Consider the following 15,437-nt stretch of genomic DNA (forward strand, 5'->3'; position numbering starts at 1 on the left):
CATGACAACGCACGAGACGGTGCTGGAGGTGAAGAACCTGCAAACGGTGTTCTTCACCGCTTCGGGCCTGTTCCGCGCCGTCGACAATCTCTCACTGACGGTCCGCCGCGGCGAGACGCTGGCGATCGTCGGCGAATCCGGTTGCGGCAAGAGCGTGAGCGCGTTGTCGATCATGCGGCTGGTCCCTGATCCGCCCGGCCGCATCGTCGGCGGCGAGGTGCGCCTCGAGGGCACCGATCTGCTTGCGCTCGACGATGAGACGATGCGGGACATCAGGGGCAATCGCATCTCCATGATCTTCCAGGAGCCGATGACATCGCTCAACCCGGTGATGCGGATCGGCGACCAGATCACCGAGGCCGTGCGGCTGCACCAGCCGCTCTCGGCAAAGCAGGCATGGGCGCAGGCCGTGGAGATGCTGCGGTTGGTGCGGATCCCCGAACCCGCGCGGCGTGCGCAGGAATACCCGCATCAGCTTTCCGGCGGTATGCGTCAGCGCGCCATGATCGCAATGGCGCTGGCCTGCCGGCCGGCGCTTCTGATCGCGGACGAGCCGACCACCGCGCTCGACGTCACGATTCAGGCACAGATCCTTGCGCTCATTCTGGACCTGCAGAAGGAGCTCGGCACCGGGCTGGTCCTGATCACCCATGACCTCGGCGTGGTGGCGCAGACCGCGCAGCGGGTGATCGTGATGTATGCCGGAAGGAAGGTCGAGGAGGCCGATGTCGACAGCCTGTTCGCCGCGCCACGTCATCCCTACACGCGCGGGCTGATGGCCTCGATCCCGACGCTGCCGCTTCCCGGCGCGAGGCCCAGCGCACGGTTGGCGGAAATTCCCGGCACGGTGCCATCGCTGGTGCGGCTGCCACAGGGTTGCGCCTTTGCGCCACGCTGCCCGCTCGCAACCGAGCGCTGCCGCGCCGAATATCCGCCGCTGGAAAAATTCGGCGGCAATCATTGGGCGGCGTGCTGGCGCGCCGGGGAATTGGCGGCGGCATCATGACGGAAGCGAACCAGCTGCTCGAGGTCACCGATCTCGTCAAGCATTATCCGGTGCGCGCCGGCGTGCTGCGCCGCGCAGTCGGCACCGTGCACGCCGTCGATGGCGTGAGCTTTGGCCTGAGCAAAGGCGAGACGCTGGGGCTGGTCGGCGAATCCGGCTGCGGCAAATCGACGGTGGCGCGCAGCGTGCTCCGCCTGGTCGAGCCGACCTCCGGGCAGATCCGCGTCGACGGCACCGACATCACCCATCTCAGCAAGAGCGAGCTGCGTCCGGTTCGCCGCACCATGCAGATCGTGTTCCAGGACCCGTTCGCCTCGCTCAACCCGCGCATGACTGCCGGCGACATCGTCGGCGAACCGCTGGAAGTGCACGGGCTTGCGACCGGAGATGAGCGACGCCAGCGCGTCGCCACGCTCTTCCAGCAGGTGGGCTTGCGGCCCGACCAGATGAAGAACTATCCGCATCAATTCTCCGGCGGGCAGCGGCAGCGCATCTGCATCGCCCGTGCACTGGCGCTGCAGCCGCGGCTGATCGTCTGCGACGAGCCGGTCTCCGCGCTCGACGTCTCGATCCAGGCCCAGGTGATCAACCTCTTGATCGACCTGCAGCGCGAGCACGGCTTTTCCTATCTCTTCATCGCGCACGATCTCGCCGTCGTCGCCCATATCAGCCACCGCGTCGCCGTGATGTATCTCGGCCGCATTGTCGAGATCGCCGACAAGGCCGAGCTGTTCGACAACCCGCGCCATCCCTATACGCAGGCGCTGCTCGCCTCCGTCCCGCTCGCCGATCCCCGAAAGAGGCGGCTGCAGCCACTCGTCGACGGCGACGTGCCGAGCCCGGTAAATCCGCCCTCCGGCTGCGCCTTCCACACCCGCTGCCGCTATGCGATGCCCCGATGCAAGGTCGAGCGCCCCGCGCTGCGCGAGACCGGGCCGGGGCACCAAGTGGCGTGTCTGTTGAACGACGGGACGGGACGGTCGGCCTAAGAGGGTCCGACATCAAATCCGCGCGTCAAGAACGATCACCTTGATATTGACGATCGCAATACTCTGCGCGTCAACGAAGACAATATTCGAGCTGCCGCGCCCGAGTGCCTTTAAAATCACCGATCGGTCGTCTTGCGCGCGGACATCGACCACGCGGGGATCGCCGATCAGCACGGTTGCAAATGATCTCTCAAGCCTGAAGATCGATCCTTTGCCGAGCGTAAGCGTAATCGTATCATTGGAAGCTTGGCTCACGGTGACCGGTGGCAGTAACAGGGCGAGGCTCAACGCGCAGGCGCGAAATCCCGCCAGTAATTTCTTTCGGCCCATGACATAGCCCCCATTACTACGTCGGCGCATTGGCAACAGAGATGGCGAGATGCTTCTTGAAGCTCGCCACGGCCGCCTCCGATTGCGAAGCGGCCAGGGTGCCCGCGCCCACAGCAAATGATTGTGGAAAAAGACGACGATTTGCTTCAAACGTGACATGCGGTCCAAATTGCAATTCGAGCGGCATGAGATCGGCCGATCGGACGGCTTCAAGCCGCTCAACCAGACTTAAGGAATGATTCCTAGTATAGGGGCGTTTCGTGCGGCACGACGTGAGACAGTTCACACGTCAATCGCCTTCGCCACCATTCCGTCCGAGCCTCGCCGTACCGGGCTACTGCGAACGCTTCGTGGCCGCTGTCGCTAGATTCTTGTTTTGACGCGTTTTCTTCACGCGAACCGGTCCCCACTTCGCTCGAAAACACTCTAGCGACTGACGGCCACTCGCCGTCTCAAGCTGCTTCGATTTCCACCACGATCTTGCCGGTCGTCACCTGCTCGCCCTCGACGACATCGATCGCAGACACCGTGCCGGCGATGCCGGCGGTGTGGACGTGCTCCATCTTCATGGCTTCCAGCGTCATCACCGGCTGGCCGGCCGCGACGCGCTCGCCCGGCTTGACCAGCACTGCGACGACACGGCCGTTCATGGTAGCGCGGACCTTGCCGTCGCCGCCACCCGCCGCGGCCGATTGCGGCGGCGCCAGTGTGAGGTCGCGCACGGCGCGCGGGAGGCCGCGATGCAGGAAGAAGAGGCGATCGCGATCGCGGCAGAACGCGACGCTCTCCATCACGCCATTGTGGCGGAAGCGGAGCAGCTCAGCGCGGAGCTCGTCGATCTCGAAACGATGCTCGGCGCCATCAGTGACCAAATAGGCACCATCGCGCTCGCGCAGAACTTCGAGATCGCGGACGTGGCCCTCCATCTCCAGCCGGTACGGAATCGGAAATGTGGCCGCGAGCGATCTGCCGCTGCGGAACGGCTTTGCATGCGGATTGGTGACATAAAGCAGCACGGCCGCGAGCGCGACATCCGAGACGATGTCACCGGTCGCCACCAGCTCCGCGCGATTCTGCTCGATGAAGGCGGTGGTCGCCTGCCCATTGGCAAAGGTTCGATGCCGCAGACAGGCCGTGAGGAACGCCTGGTTGGTCGTAACGCCGAAGCCGACGGCCTGCTCCAACGCGCAGATCAGCTTGCCGCGGGCTTCCTCGCGGGTTGCGCCATGGCCGATCAGCTTGGCGATCATGGAATCGTAGAACGGCGGAATCTCCGATCCTGATTCCAGCGCGTGCTCGGCACGAATGGCCTCGGGCATCTGCCAGCGCAGCATCTTGCCCGACTGCGGTATGAAATCATGGCCGGCATCTTCCGAGCACAGCCGCACCTCGATGGCATGGCCCTTGAACCGGACATCCTCCTGTCGCAGGGGCAGCGCCTCGCCGCGTGCGACACGCAACTGCAGCTCGACGAGGTCGAGCCCGGTGATAGCCTCGGTGACGGGATGCTCGACCTGCAGACGGGTGTTCATCTCCATGAAATAGAACGCACCGCTCTCGTCCAACAGGAACTCCAGCGTGCCCGCGCCCTCATAGCGCAGCGCCTTGACCGCTGCGACTGCCACGGCGCCCATTTTCGCACGCAACTCCGTGGACACTGCGGGCGACGGCGCCTCCTCGATCAGCTTCTGATGCCGCCGCTGCACCGAGCAGTCGCGCTCGCCGAGATGAATGGCGTTGCCGTGGATATCGCCGAATACCTGGATCTCGATATGGCGCGGATTTTGGATCGCGCGCTCCAGGATCATGGTCGCGTCGCCGAACGCCGCCTTGGCCTCCGACCGCGCGCTGCGCAGCGCATCCGCAAAGGCCGCCTCCTCCGCGACCAGCCGCATGCCGCGGCCCCCGCCGCCCGCGACCGCCTTGATCATGACGGGAAAGCCGATACGCCCTGCTTCGCGCAGCATCGTCGTGTCGCTCTGGTCCTCGCCCTGATAGCCGGGGACACAGGGCGCGCCGGCACGGGCCATGATGTCCTTGGCGCCGGCCTTGTTGCCCATTGCCTTGATGGATTCAGGCGACGGACCGATGAACACCAGGCCGGCGTCGCGGCAGGCGGCGGCGAAATCCTCGTTCTCGGCAAGGAAGCCATAGCCGGGATGCAGGGCGTCCGCGCCGCTCGCTTTCGCAGCGGCGATGATCGCCTGGATATTGAGATAAGACCGCGCCGGCGGCGCCTCGCCGATGCGCACCGCCGCATCCGCCTCGCGCACATGGCGCGCATCGCGATCGGCATCGGAATAGACGGCGACCACACCAAGCCCGAGCCGGCGCGCCGTGCGCGCCACACGCAGCGCGATTTCGCCGCGGTTGGCGATCAGCACCTTGAAGAACGGGCGATGCGGCGATCTCTCGAGTTTCATGGCCGCGCCACCGAGAACTGCATGCGTTGGGGCTGCCGCGCCTCGGCTTCGCGGCAGATCGCGAGCACCTCGCCAAGGACTCTCCGGGTGTCGCGGGGATCGATGACGCCATCGTCGAGCACACGGGCGCTGGTGGAGAACACGTCCATCTGGCCGTCGAACACGCCGATGATCTCAGCCTTCATCGCGTCCAGCTTCTCCTTCTCGATTGATTTGCCACGCCGCGCGGCGGCGGCTTCGGTCACGATCGCCATGGTCTCGGCTGCCTGCTCGCCGCCCATCACCGCCGTCTTGGCATTGGGCCAGGAGAAGCAGAAGCGCGGATGGAAGCCGCGGCCGCACATGCCGTAATTGCCCGCGCCGAAGGATGCGCCGCAGTAGATCGTGATCTGCGGCACGGTCGCCGAGGTCACCGCCTGGATCATCTTCGAGCCGTGCTTGATCATGCCGGCCTCTTCATAGGCCCGGCCGACCATGTAGCCGGTGGTGTTATTGAGATAGAGCAGCGGCGTGCGCGACTGGCAGCAGGCCTGGATGAAATGAGTGGCCTTGTTGGCGCCTGCGGGATCGAGCGGCCCGTTATTGGTGACGATGCCGATGGCCTGCCCCTCGATGCGGGCGTGGCCGCAGACTGTGGCAGGCCCGTAGTTGGGACCGAACTCGGTGAAATCGGAATCGTCGATGATGCGCGCGATCGCCTGGCGCATGTCGACCGGGCGCTTGTGGTCCATCGGCATGATGCCGAGCAGCTCCTCCTGGTCATAGCGCGGCGGGCGATAGTCGTCGTTGCTGGCGCGTGGCCGGTCCCATTCGAGCGCGGCCATGATCTCGCGCGCGATCCGCAACGCGTCGCGATCGTCCTCGGCGAGATAATCGCCGAGCCCGGAGATCGAGGTATGCATCTCGGCGCCGCCGAGTTCTTCCTCCGTTGCGATCTCCCCTGTCGCGGCCTTCAGGAGTGGAGGTCCCGCGAGAAACGCGCGGGTGCGGCCGCGCACCATGACGATGTAGTCGGAGAGGCCAGTCTGATAGGCGCCGCCCGCCGTGGACGAGCCGTGCGTGACCGTGACCACGGGAAGCCCCGCGGCCGACAGCCTTGCGAGGTTGCGAAAGATGTTGCCGCCGCGGACGAAATCCTCGACCCGGTAGCGCAAGAGATTGGCGCCGGCGCTTTCGACCAGCTGCACATAGGGCAGCTTGTTCTCCAGCGCGAGCTCCTGCACCCGCAGGGTCTTGTCGAGACCATAGGGCTGCAGCGCGCCGGCATCGATGCCGGCGTCGTTGGCGCTGACCATGCAGCGCACGCCGGAGACGAAGCCGATACCGGCGATCACGCCGCCGCCCGGGACGCTTTTGTCGGGGTCGGCGACGTCGAACATGTAGCCGGTGAGCGTCGATAGCTCCAGAAAAGGCGTGCCGGGATCGAGCACCAGCGCCACGCGCTCGCGCGGCAACAGCTGGCCGCGCTTGTGGAAGCGGTCCTTGGCGGCGGCGGACGCTGCGCGCGTGCGCTGTTCCAGCGCGCGCATGCGCGCAATCAACGCCAGCATGCCGTCGCGGTTGGCCTTGAAGGCCGCACCGCCGGGGGCGAGGGTGTTTTCAATGATGGCCATGGACGTCCTTGCTCGTCATTCCGGGGCGCGCAAGCGTGAACCCGGAATCCAGAAGTTGTGGCGCGAGATTCCGGGTTCGCGCGTTCCGCGCGCCCCGGAATGACGGAGTAAAGCGGCTCAGTTCCTCACCCCGAAAATCTGCCGCGCCTCCGCCGGCGTCGCGATCTCACGACCCGCACGGCGTGCGCAGGCCGCAAGCCCCTCGACCAGCGGGCCGTTCGACTCCACCTTGGTACCGTCACCGAGATAGAAGGTGTCCTCCAGCCCGCTGCGCAGATGGCCGCCGAGCTCGGCGCAGCGCTGGTGCAGCGGCCAGATCTCGGCGCGGCCGATCGCGGTGACCTGCCAATGCGCGTCCGGCTGTTTCAGCTTCAGCAGGATCGGCAGCAGCTCGGGATCGGCGGGCATGCCTGAGGCCACGCCCATTACGAAATTATATTCGAGCGGGCCGTCATACATGCCGGTCTGCCGATACATGCCGACACAGCGCACGATGCCGACATCGAAACACTCAAACTCCGGAATCGTGTTCGCCGCCTTCATCACGTTGAGATAGTCCTGAACCTTCTCCACCGAATTGTCGAACATCATCGGCGGCCAGGCCCATGTATTGTCGGCCTTCACCTTCAGATAATTCAGTGAGCCGGCGTTGCAGGCAGCGATCTCCGGCTTCGTCTCGCGGATGCAATCGAGCGCGCCGGAATAATTGGGCCCCGACACGCCGGAGGTGTGGTTGATGATCACCCCAGGGCAGGCCTCGCGGATCGCCTGCTGGATCTCGCGGGAAACGCTGACCTCCCAGGACGGCAGATGGCCCTTGTTCGGCGCCTGCTGGCGCAGATGGATATGCATGATGCTGGCGCCGGCCTCAAAGGCGCGCTTGGCCTCACGCGCCATTTCTTCCGGCGTCACCGGGACATGATGCTGCTTGGGATCGGTCAGCACGCCGTTCAGCGCGCAGGTGATGACGGCCTTGTTGCTCATGCGGGCGGCTTCAATCTCATGGAGGGATCGATGCCGGCGATGATGCGTACGACCTCACGTGGCTTCTTGCGTCAACCCGCTGCCCGCGGCCTCCATAAGGCCGGCATGATAGATCGCAAGGTCCCGCGAGCCCGAGAAGATCGCGCGTGGCTTCAGGCCATAGAAGCGGCGGATCGAATGGCTGAAATGGGTGGAATCGGGATAGCCGATGTCCTGGGCGAGATGCGCGAGATTGAGGTCCTGATTGGCGAAATGCAACAGATGGCGTGCTCGCTTCCAGGCTCGGAACGAGCGGAAGGAGATGCCGGTTTCCTGCTTGAACAGATGCAGGAAGCGCGAGGCCGATAATCCCGCTTCCGACGCGCAGCTCGCCGCGGTGACCGGCTCGCCGCAGAAGCGGCCGATCTGCACGATCGCCTTGACGACGCGCGGATCGAGCTCGCGCGCGGGCAAGGCCTCGCCAAAGCACATGCGGTCGAACGCGTGCGACGTGATGTCGTCGCGACGGGCGCGGCCGAGCAACTCGCCATAGGCGGCGCGGATACGTTGGACGAAGAGTTCACGCTCCTCGCCCATCAGGCGCTTGATCAGATCGTCGAGGCTACCGGGACGGACGCTTTCCGGCTCGATGGTCACGCTGATGACCGAGCGATGGTCGCTCGTTACCGTGTGGCGGACGTTCGGCGCCACCGCCAGCAATTCTCCGTAAGCTTCGCGGCCGTCGGCGGTCGAAAGCCACAGCCCATCGCGGATTGCGACATAGACATGGCACGCGCCCGAGCAGCGCGCCCGGGGCCGGCCCAGCAGACCCGCATAAAAGACGCGCTCCGGCGTGATCAACATCAGGTGGCCTGATGTGCCCTTCTCGTCCATCGGTTTCGCTCCTCGTCGCGCGGCTCTTTGGCCGTTCGCGTTTGCGAGGCAAGATAGCGCAAATTCGGCCGCTGTCACACGGAGATAGGTTAAAACGGAGGACGTCATTCCGGGGCAATGCGACAGCATTGAACCCGGAATCTGGAACTTGTGGCGGGAGATTCCGGGTTCGCGCTCACGCGCGCCCCGGAATGACGAGCCAACTGAACTACGCCCTTACCCGCGGCGCGACGTTCTGCTCGACGCCGGCGCGGCGTTCGGCCGCAACGGCTCGCTTGTAGCCCTCGCGGGCCTGCAACCGCGCCCAATAGGCCGTGACGTTCGGCCCGAAATCCTTGGCGAGACCAATTGTGTCGGCAAGCCGCAACGCGTAGCCGATCACGATGTCGGCGGCAGTAAAGCGGCCGGCGCACAGCGTCTCGCTACTCGCGGTCGCGGCCTCGACCGCCCGCAGCCGGCCCAGGAACCATTTGGCATAATCGGTCGCCACTTGCGGATTGCGGCGCTCCTCGGGCTCGAGCTGGCTGTAGCGGAGCACCAGCGTCTGCGGAAAGGTCAGCGTGGCGTCGCTGAAATACATCCAGTTGAGAAACGTGCCATAGGCCGGCTCATCCTGGCCGACCATCAACGGTGTCGGGCCGTGCTTGGTACCTAGATAATGGCAGATGCCGGAAGATTCCGTCATCTTGACGTCGCCGTCGATCATCAGGGGAATGGTGCCGAGGGGGTTCAGCGCCAGATAATCCTTTGCGAACACGCGTGGCGGGAACAGCAGCATTTTCAGCTGATAGGCGAGCCCCATCTCCTCGAGCATCCAGAGCGGACGGAACGAGCGCGCGCCGTCGCAATGATAAAGCGTGATCATCGGCCCTGTCCTACTTTTGCGCGGGCAATGTGCCCATCATCTTGCATAACACCATCAGCATCACCTCGTCCGCGCCGCCGCCGATCGAAGTGAGACGGCTGTCGCGATAGGCGCGGCTGACCGGCGTCTCGTTCATGAAACCCATGCCGCCCCAGAATTGCAGGCAGGCGTCAGTCAACTCGCGCCCGAGGCGGCCCGCTTTGAGCTTGGCCATGGTGGCAAGCCTGGTCACGTCCTCGCCGGCAACAAGTGCTTCGGCGGCACGGTAGATCAGCGCGCGCAACAATTCGACCTCGGTCTGCAGCTCCGCGAGCCTGAAATGCACCACCTGGTTGTCGAGGATGCTCTGGCCGAACGCCTTGCGGTTGCGGGTGTATTCGATGGTCTCGTCGATGATGAACTCATGCGCCTTCAGGCAGGCGGCCGCGCCCCACAGACGCTCCTCCTGGAACTGGATCATCTGATAGGTAAAGCCCTTGCCTTCCTCGCCGATGCGGTTGCGCTTGGGCACCCGCACATTGTCGAAGAAGATCTGCGCAGTGTCGGACGAGCGCATGCCCATCTTGTCGAGGGTGCGCGCGACGGTAACGCCCTTGCTCTTCATCGGAACGCAGATCAACGATTTGTTGCGATGGACCTGGCCGTCGCTGGTGTTGGCAAGCAGGCAGATCCAGTCGGCCTGTGCGCCGTTGGTAATCCACATCTTGCCGCCATTGATGACATAGTCGTCGCCATCGGAGCGGGCATTGGTCTTGATGGAGGCGACGTCGGAGCCGGCGCCCGGCTCGGAGACGCCGACGCAGGCGACCATGTCGCCTGCGATTGCGGGGGCCAGGAACTCGCGCCGCACCTCGTCGGAGCCGAAGCGCGCGAGCGCGGGCGTCGCCATATCGGTCTGCACCCCGATCGCCATCGGCACGCCGCCGCATTTGATGGCGCCCAGTTCCTCCGCCATCATCAACGCGTAGGAATAATCGAGCCCGGAGCCACCGAACTCCACCGGCTTGTTCAGGCCCAGAAAGCCGAGATCGCCGAGCTTCTTGAATAGCTCATGCGCCGGGAAGGCACCGGCCTCTTCCCACGCATCGACATGGGGATTGATCTCGCTTGCGATTAATTTTTGCAAGCTCCGACGGACTTCGTCGTGTTCGCTGGTGAAGAGCATGATTTCTATTCGCCTCCAATCGGCACTCGCGTTTTGGGCACGTCAAGCCCGGCCATGACGGAGAGAGCACGGAACACCAGTCACAGTCCCATCTGCCGGCTGGCGAGATCCTTCATGATCTCTTCCGTGCCGCCGCCGATCGCATTGACCTTGACCTCGCGGTAGATGCGCTCGACCTTGACACCGCGCATGAAGCCGGCGCCACCGAAAATCTGAACCGCTTCCGACGCGCAGAAGGCCATGGTTTGCGTGGCCTGGTTCTTCATCATGCAGATTTCCGCGACCGGGCTCTCGCCCTGCTCCAGCCGCCAGGCCAGCATTTCGAGCATCGCCTGCGACGCTGCGACCTTCTGGGCCATGTCGACGATCTTGTGCCTGATGACCTGGTGCTGGGCGATCGGCTTGCCGAAGGTCTTGCGCTCCTTGGCGTACGCAATAGCTTCTTCCAGGCAGACGCGGGCATAGGCCGTGCAGCTTGCCGCCATGCCCATCCGCTCGCTGTTGAAATTCCGCATGATGAGCTTGAAGCCCTGCCCCTCCTGGCCGAGCAGATTCGTCGCCGGCACACGGCAATCGTCGAAATGCAGCGTCGCGGTGTCGGACGCCCACCAGCCCATTTTCTTGAGTTTGGTCCGCGACAGCCCCGGCGTGTCGCCCTCGATCAGGAGCAGGCTGACGCCGCCGGCGCCCTCGCCGCCGGTCCGCACGGCGACCGTCAGATAATCGGCACGCACGCCCGAGGTAATGAAGGTCTTCTCGCCGTTCACGATGTAATGGTCGCCGTCGCGGCGAGCGCACGTGCGCAAATTGGCGACATCCGATCCGCCGCTCGGCTCGGTGATGGCGAGCGCGGAGATCTTCCTGCCCGACAGCACTTCCGGCAGCACCCGCGCCTTCACCTCGTCCCGTGCGGCGCGCGCAATCGGCGGCGAGCCGATGGTGTGGCTCATCAGGCTCGCGGAGATGCCGCCGGCCCCGGCCCGCGCCAGCTCCTGGCTCGCCACGATCTTCATGAACTGGTCGGCCGGGCTGCCGCCGAATTCTTCGGGAAAGCCGAGGCCGAGAAGGCCGATCTCGGCGGCCTTGCCATAAAGCGCGCGTGGAAATTCGCCGGCCTCGTCCCATTCATGGGCATGAGGTTCGATCTCCTTCGCGACAAAGCGGCGCATGACCTGCCGAAAGGCCTCATGTTCGGCGGTATAGAATGGGCTGTTCATCGATCGCGCGCCTCTTCAGCTCAAGCTGACGAATCCGGCCGCAACATGCGCCGGCAAGGGCCGGACCAACTTGCGTCCAGTGGCTGGTCTCTTAACCACACATTCCGCGTGACGGAACGCGCTCGCGTCAGCCACTCAACGCAAGACAGCTTTGGGCCAAACCGCGCCAACGTCGTTGACCATGCCCAAAAGTCCGGCTGGCGGGTTTTGCCCGGCTTAGGCATGCTGCAGGGCCCATAACGCGGCGCAAGATCGCGGTCATGGAGGGGAGAGAATTTTGCCGGTTCGACACTACGATTGGATTGCGCATTTTGCCCGCCGGACGCCTGACAAGGTGGCTGCGGTCGATCTCGCCAGCGAACGCCGTTTCACCTATGCCGCGTTCGACGCGCGCATCTCGCGTCTCGCCTCTCATCTGCGCGAGGAGCTCAAGGTCGCGCGCGGCGACCGCGTCGCGGTGCTGGCGCTCAATACCACCGACACGCTGGAAATCCAGTTCGCCTGCGGCAGGTTAGGCGCGGTTTTCGTGCCGCTCAACACGCGGCTCACCGTGCCCGAGCTGCATTTCATCGTCGGCGACTGCGCGCCCAAGGTGATGGTGCATGACGCCGATCTCGCCGAGACGGCGCTTGCAGTCGCCAAGCTCTGCGATACAGCCTCGACGCTGAAGCTCGGACCTGACGGCAGCTACGAGCGTGCGATCGCATCGGCGACACCGCTCGCTGCAAGCGAAATGGTCACGCTCGATGACATCTCGACCATCATGTACACCTCGGGCACCACAGGCCTGCCCAAGGGCGCCATCATCAACCATGGCATGACCTTCTGGAATTGCGTCAATCTCGGCGGCCCCGCCTATATCAGCCCGTCCTCGGTGCTGCTCACCGTGCTGCCGCTGTTTCACACCGGCGGGCTCAATTGCTACACCAATCCGGTGCTGCATGCCGGCGGTACCGTGCTGATCATGCGCCAGTTCGACCCGGCGCTCGCACTGAAACTGATCAGCGATCCCGCGCAGGGCATCAACGTGTTCTTCGGCGTGCCCTCGATCTACCAGTTCATGGCACAACATCCCGCGTTCGAAGCCGCCGATTTCGGCCGGCTGATCATCGGCGGCGTCGGCGGCGCGCCGATGCCGGTGCCGCTGTTGCAGGTCTGGGAGGCACGCGGCGTCGCGCTGCAGCAGGGCTATGGCATGACCGAGACCTCGCCCGCCGTGCTTGCCCTCGACCGCGAAGACGCCGCACGCAAGGCCGGCTCCGCCGGCAAGCCGGTGTTGCACACCGAAGTGCGCGTGGTGCGCCCCGACGGCACCGATTGCGCGGTCGGCGAACTTGGCGAACTCTGGGTGAAGGGCCCGAACATCACGCCCGGCTACTGGAACAGGCCGGACGCCAATGAGTCCTCCTTCACCGACGGCTGGCTGCACACAGGTGACGCCACGCGCGTCGACGACGAGGGCTTCTACTACATCGTCGACCGCTGGAAGGACATGTACATCTCCGGCGGCGAGAACGTCTATCCGGCTGAGGTCGAGAGCGTCCTGCACCAACTTGGTGCGATTGCCGAGGCCGCCGTGATCGGCGTGCCCGATGCGCAATGGGGCGAGATCGGCATGGCCATCGTCGCGGTGAAACAGGGACAGTCGGTCACGGAAACCGAGGTCCTGGAGCATTGCGCGAAAAATCTCGCGCGCTTCAAGTGCCCGCGCCTGATCCGCTTTGTCGATGCGCTGCCGCGCAACGCCACCGGCAAGATTCACAAGCCCACCTTGCGCAAGAATTTTTCCATTGCCTCGGCCACCGACCTGGCCGGAGCTGCCTCGTGACCGGCGTATCCCGCCGGTTTCGTTTTTTGATGCCTGTCTCAACAACAATGAAAGTCCAGGGAATGCTCTCGATGAAGAACAACAAAATCACTTTGCTCGCGGCGGCCGCCGCTTTCACGCTACTCACGACCCAGGGCGCATTTGCGCAAAAGAAATACGACACCGGCGCCGGCGACACCGAGATCAAGATCGGCAATGTCGAAGCCTATAGCGGCCCTGCTTCCGCCTACGGCATCATCGGCAAGACCGAGGACGCCTATTTCAAGATGATCAACGACAATGGCGGCATCAACGGCCGCAAGATCAACTTCATTTCCTATGACGACGGCTACAGCCCGCCGAAGACCGTGGAGCAGATCCGCAAGCTGATCGAGAGCGACGAGGTATTCCTCGTGTTCAATGCACTGGGAACGCCGACGCAAACCGCGGTGCAGAAATATCAAAACACCAAGAAGGTGCCGCAGCTCTTCCTCGCCACCGGCGCCAGCAAGTGGAATGATCCGAAGGACTTCCCCTGGACCATGGGCTTCCAGCCGAGCTACCGGGTCGAGGCGCGGATCTTCGCCAAATATATTCTGAAGGAAAAGCCGAACGCCAAGGTCGCGGTGTTCTACCAGAACGACGATTTCGGCAAGGACTATGTTGCAGGCCTCAAGGATGTCTTCGGCGACAAGGCCTCAAGCCTGATCGTGGCGGAAGAGAGCTATGAGACCACCGAGCCTTCGATCGATTCCCATATCGTCAAGCTGAAGGGCACCGGCGCCGACGTGTTCGTCAATATCTCGACGCCGAAATTCGCAGCACAAGCGATCAAGAAGATGGCGGAGCTCGAGTGGAAGCCGATGCACCTGATGACGGACGTTTCCATCTCGATCGGCGCGGTGATGAAGCCTGCCGGGCTTGATGCGTCCGAGGGCGTGTTGTCGGCCGGCTACCTCAAGGACGCCTCCGATCCGCAATGGAAGGACGACGCCGGCATGAAGAAGTTCATGGCCTTTATCGACAAGTACATGCCAGGCGCCAACGTCTCCGACGCCAACCTGGTCTACGGCTTTGCGGCGGCGCAGACCATGGTGCAGGTGTTGCAGCAATGCGGCGACAATCTCACGCGTGAGAATGTCATGAAGCAGGCGGCGAGCCTGAAGGGCTTTGCGCCTGACACTTTGATCCCCGGCATCACCGTATCGACCAGCCCGACCGACTTCGCGCCGATCGAGCAGCTCAAGATGATGCGCTTCACCAACGGTAAGTGGGATCTCTTCGGCGACATCATCAGCGCCGAGACGGGGGGCTAGTAGTTAGCCGCAGTGACGTCATTCCGGGATGCGCCGCAAGGCGCAGACCCGGAATGACGGAATACGCTACCCCGGCAAGAACAACGCGAACGGCTCCTCGGTCGTGCGGCGCAGGTGCCGGCGGTAGAGTTCGTAGTTCGGATCGCTTGCCGAAATCCGTCCCATGGTGGGGCTTGCAACGGTCTTGATCGGCAGGAAGGCGATGGCTGCGGCGATCGGGGTCAGGGTCGAGCCGCGTCCGGCGAGAAGTGTGGTGATGATGCCGTACATCTCACCGGTGATGGTCGGACGCGACACCGTGATCAGCCGGTGCTGCCCATTGCGGTTGGTGACGAGATAGATGAAGCCGGACTCGTTTGGCAGAGCCACCTCGCCCCATTGGGTGTAGGCCGAATCCTGTCGTTCGCCCTCGCGAAACACCAGCGATGAGGCCGCGGCGTCCCAGACGATCTCGGTGCGATAGGCGTAGACCGCGTCCTTGTCACCAAAAGAGGGACGCAGCGTCAGGTAGACGCCTTCCAGCCGGCTCGCCGCACGGTGCGAATAGGCACCTAAACTGTCGGGCGCGATATCTCCGCCAGCGGCCGGCTTGACCGTCGCGACCTCGGCCTTATCTCCGCCCTTGCGCAAGGAGACGCCGAGCGCCTGCTCCAGGCGCACGGTCGTGGCGAGCGTGAATGGCCGACGCCCGCCCAGGACCTTTTCCAAAGTCGACAGGCTGAGCTTGGCCTGTTCGGCCAGCGTCTGCCGGGAGATCCGGCGCCGCGCGATCTCCTCACGAATGGTCTCTGCGATTTGCCGGCTTTGCCCGGCGGAAAGCTGGTGGTCCGGCGTTGTCATCGTGATCCC

General features: G+C 64.2%; 14 protein-coding genes. 4 read left to right on the forward strand and 10 right to left on the reverse strand.

The annotated features are described in order from the left end of the window. Nucleotide 1: 1 nt before the first annotated feature. Both A3AI_RS0112865 and A3AI_RS0112870 read left to right on the forward strand, forming a co-directional pair. Nucleotides 2-1,006, forward strand: a complete 1,005-nt coding sequence (locus A3AI_RS0112865; RefSeq protein WP_156927759.1) for an ABC transporter ATP-binding protein — start codon at nt 2-4, stop codon at nt 1,004-1,006. Beyond that, nucleotides 1,003-1,995: an ABC transporter ATP-binding protein gene (locus A3AI_RS0112870; RefSeq protein ID WP_024515971.1), complete on the forward strand. Its 993-nt coding sequence runs from the start codon at nt 1,003-1,005 to the stop codon at nt 1,993-1,995. The genes A3AI_RS0112865 and A3AI_RS0112870 overlap by 4 nt, the downstream gene beginning before the upstream one ends. A 12-nt stretch (nt 1,996-2,007) precedes the next feature. Here the strand turns inward: A3AI_RS0112870 and A3AI_RS46190 are convergent, their stop codons facing one another. From A3AI_RS46190 to A3AI_RS0112915, 9 genes are all read right to left on the reverse strand, one after another. After that, nucleotides 2,008-2,325 carry a pilus assembly protein N-terminal domain-containing protein gene (locus A3AI_RS46190; RefSeq protein WP_036048090.1) on the reverse strand — a complete coding sequence of 106 codons (318 nt, stop codon included), beginning with the start codon at nt 2,323-2,325 and terminating at the stop codon, nt 2,008-2,010. 16 nt (nt 2,326-2,341) lie between these two features. Next, nucleotides 2,342-2,512: a hypothetical protein gene (locus A3AI_RS48755; protein ID WP_198030104.1), complete on the reverse strand. Its 171-nt coding sequence runs from the start codon at nt 2,510-2,512 to the stop codon at nt 2,342-2,344. A gap of 265 nt (nt 2,513-2,777) precedes the next feature. Continuing rightward, nucleotides 2,778-4,748 (reverse strand): acetyl/propionyl/methylcrotonyl-CoA carboxylase subunit alpha, encoded by a 1,971-nt coding sequence (locus tag A3AI_RS0112885; RefSeq protein ID WP_024515973.1) that lies wholly within the window; start codon nt 4,746-4,748, stop codon nt 2,778-2,780. Beyond that, nucleotides 4,745-6,361, reverse strand: coding sequence for an acyl-CoA carboxylase subunit beta (locus A3AI_RS0112890; protein WP_024515974.1), 1,617 nt, complete (start codon nt 6,359-6,361; stop codon nt 4,745-4,747). The genes A3AI_RS0112885 and A3AI_RS0112890 overlap by 4 nt, the downstream gene beginning before the upstream one ends. 117 nt (nt 6,362-6,478) lie before the next feature. Further along, nucleotides 6,479-7,345, reverse strand: a complete 867-nt coding sequence (locus tag A3AI_RS0112895) for a beta-keto acid cleavage family enzyme (protein WP_024515975.1) — start codon at nt 7,343-7,345, stop codon at nt 6,479-6,481. 54 nt (nt 7,346-7,399) lie between these two features. Further along, a complete protein-coding gene (locus A3AI_RS0112900) occupies nt 7,400-8,218 on the reverse strand; it encodes a helix-turn-helix transcriptional regulator (RefSeq protein WP_024515976.1) in 819 nt (272 codons plus the stop codon). A gap of 208 nt (nt 8,219-8,426) precedes the next feature. Next, nucleotides 8,427-9,083, reverse strand: a complete 657-nt coding sequence (locus A3AI_RS0112905; RefSeq protein ID WP_024515977.1) for a glutathione S-transferase family protein — start codon at nt 9,081-9,083, stop codon at nt 8,427-8,429. Between the two features lie 10 nt (nt 9,084-9,093). Then, nucleotides 9,094-10,248: an acyl-CoA dehydrogenase family protein gene (locus tag A3AI_RS0112910; protein WP_024515978.1), complete on the reverse strand. Its 1,155-nt coding sequence runs from the start codon at nt 10,246-10,248 to the stop codon at nt 9,094-9,096. A gap of 80 nt (nt 10,249-10,328) precedes the next feature. Then, nucleotides 10,329-11,465 (reverse strand): acyl-CoA dehydrogenase family protein, encoded by a 1,137-nt coding sequence (locus A3AI_RS0112915; RefSeq protein ID WP_024515979.1) that lies wholly within the window; start codon nt 11,463-11,465, stop codon nt 10,329-10,331. Between the two features lie 277 nt (nt 11,466-11,742). On the opposite strand from A3AI_RS0112915, the gene A3AI_RS0112920 reads away from it, so the two are divergent. Next, nucleotides 11,743-13,293 (forward strand): acyl-CoA synthetase, encoded by a 1,551-nt coding sequence (locus A3AI_RS0112920; RefSeq protein ID WP_024515980.1) that lies wholly within the window; start codon nt 11,743-11,745, stop codon nt 13,291-13,293. Between the two features lie 71 nt (nt 13,294-13,364). Next, nucleotides 13,365-14,588 carry an ABC transporter substrate-binding protein gene (locus tag A3AI_RS0112925; RefSeq protein WP_156927749.1) on the forward strand — a complete coding sequence of 408 codons (1,224 nt, stop codon included), beginning with the start codon at nt 13,365-13,367 and terminating at the stop codon, nt 14,586-14,588. 66 nt (nt 14,589-14,654) lie between these two features. Here the strand turns inward: A3AI_RS0112925 and A3AI_RS0112930 are convergent, their stop codons facing one another. Further along, nucleotides 14,655-15,428, reverse strand: a complete 774-nt coding sequence (locus A3AI_RS0112930; protein ID WP_024515982.1) for a helix-turn-helix domain-containing protein — start codon at nt 15,426-15,428, stop codon at nt 14,655-14,657. Between the last annotated feature and the right edge of the window lie 9 nt (nt 15,429-15,437).

The organism is Bradyrhizobium sp. Tv2a-2, assembly GCF_000472425.1.
Classification (GTDB): Bacteria; Pseudomonadota; Alphaproteobacteria; order Rhizobiales; family Xanthobacteraceae; genus Bradyrhizobium.

What these genes read in the sequence shown, in the direction of transcription:
- A3AI_RS0112865 (WP_156927759.1), top strand. Translation starts at nt 2, where the DNA reads ATGACAACGCACGAGACGGTGCTGGAGGTGAAGAACCTGCAAACGGTG.
- A3AI_RS0112870 (WP_024515971.1), top strand. Translation starts at nt 1,003, where the DNA reads ATGACGGAAGCGAACCAGCTGCTCGAGGTCACCGATCTCGTCAAGCAT.
- A3AI_RS46190 (WP_036048090.1), bottom strand. Translation starts at nt 2,325, where the DNA reads ATGGGCCGAAAGAAATTACTGGCGGGATTTCGCGCCTGCGCGTTGAGC.
- A3AI_RS48755 (WP_198030104.1), bottom strand. Translation starts at nt 2,512, where the DNA reads ATGCCGCTCGAATTGCAATTTGGACCGCATGTCACGTTTGAAGCAAAT.
- A3AI_RS0112885 (WP_024515973.1), bottom strand. Translation starts at nt 4,748, where the DNA reads ATGAAACTCGAGAGATCGCCGCATCGCCCGTTCTTCAAGGTGCTGATC.
- A3AI_RS0112890 (WP_024515974.1), bottom strand. Translation starts at nt 6,361, where the DNA reads ATGGCCATCATTGAAAACACCCTCGCCCCCGGCGGTGCGGCCTTCAAG.
- A3AI_RS0112895 (WP_024515975.1), bottom strand. Translation starts at nt 7,345, where the DNA reads ATGAGCAACAAGGCCGTCATCACCTGCGCGCTGAACGGCGTGCTGACC.
- A3AI_RS0112900 (WP_024515976.1), bottom strand. Translation starts at nt 8,218, where the DNA reads ATGGACGAGAAGGGCACATCAGGCCACCTGATGTTGATCACGCCGGAG.
- A3AI_RS0112905 (WP_024515977.1), bottom strand. Translation starts at nt 9,083, where the DNA reads ATGATCACGCTTTATCATTGCGACGGCGCGCGCTCGTTCCGTCCGCTC.
- A3AI_RS0112910 (WP_024515978.1), bottom strand. Translation starts at nt 10,248, where the DNA reads ATGCTCTTCACCAGCGAACACGACGAAGTCCGTCGGAGCTTGCAAAAA.
- A3AI_RS0112915 (WP_024515979.1), bottom strand. Translation starts at nt 11,465, where the DNA reads ATGAACAGCCCATTCTATACCGCCGAACATGAGGCCTTTCGGCAGGTC.
- A3AI_RS0112925 (WP_156927749.1), top strand. Translation starts at nt 13,365, where the DNA reads ATGAAGAACAACAAAATCACTTTGCTCGCGGCGGCCGCCGCTTTCACG.
- A3AI_RS0112930 (WP_024515982.1), bottom strand. Translation starts at nt 15,428, where the DNA reads ATGACAACGCCGGACCACCAGCTTTCCGCCGGGCAAAGCCGGCAAATC.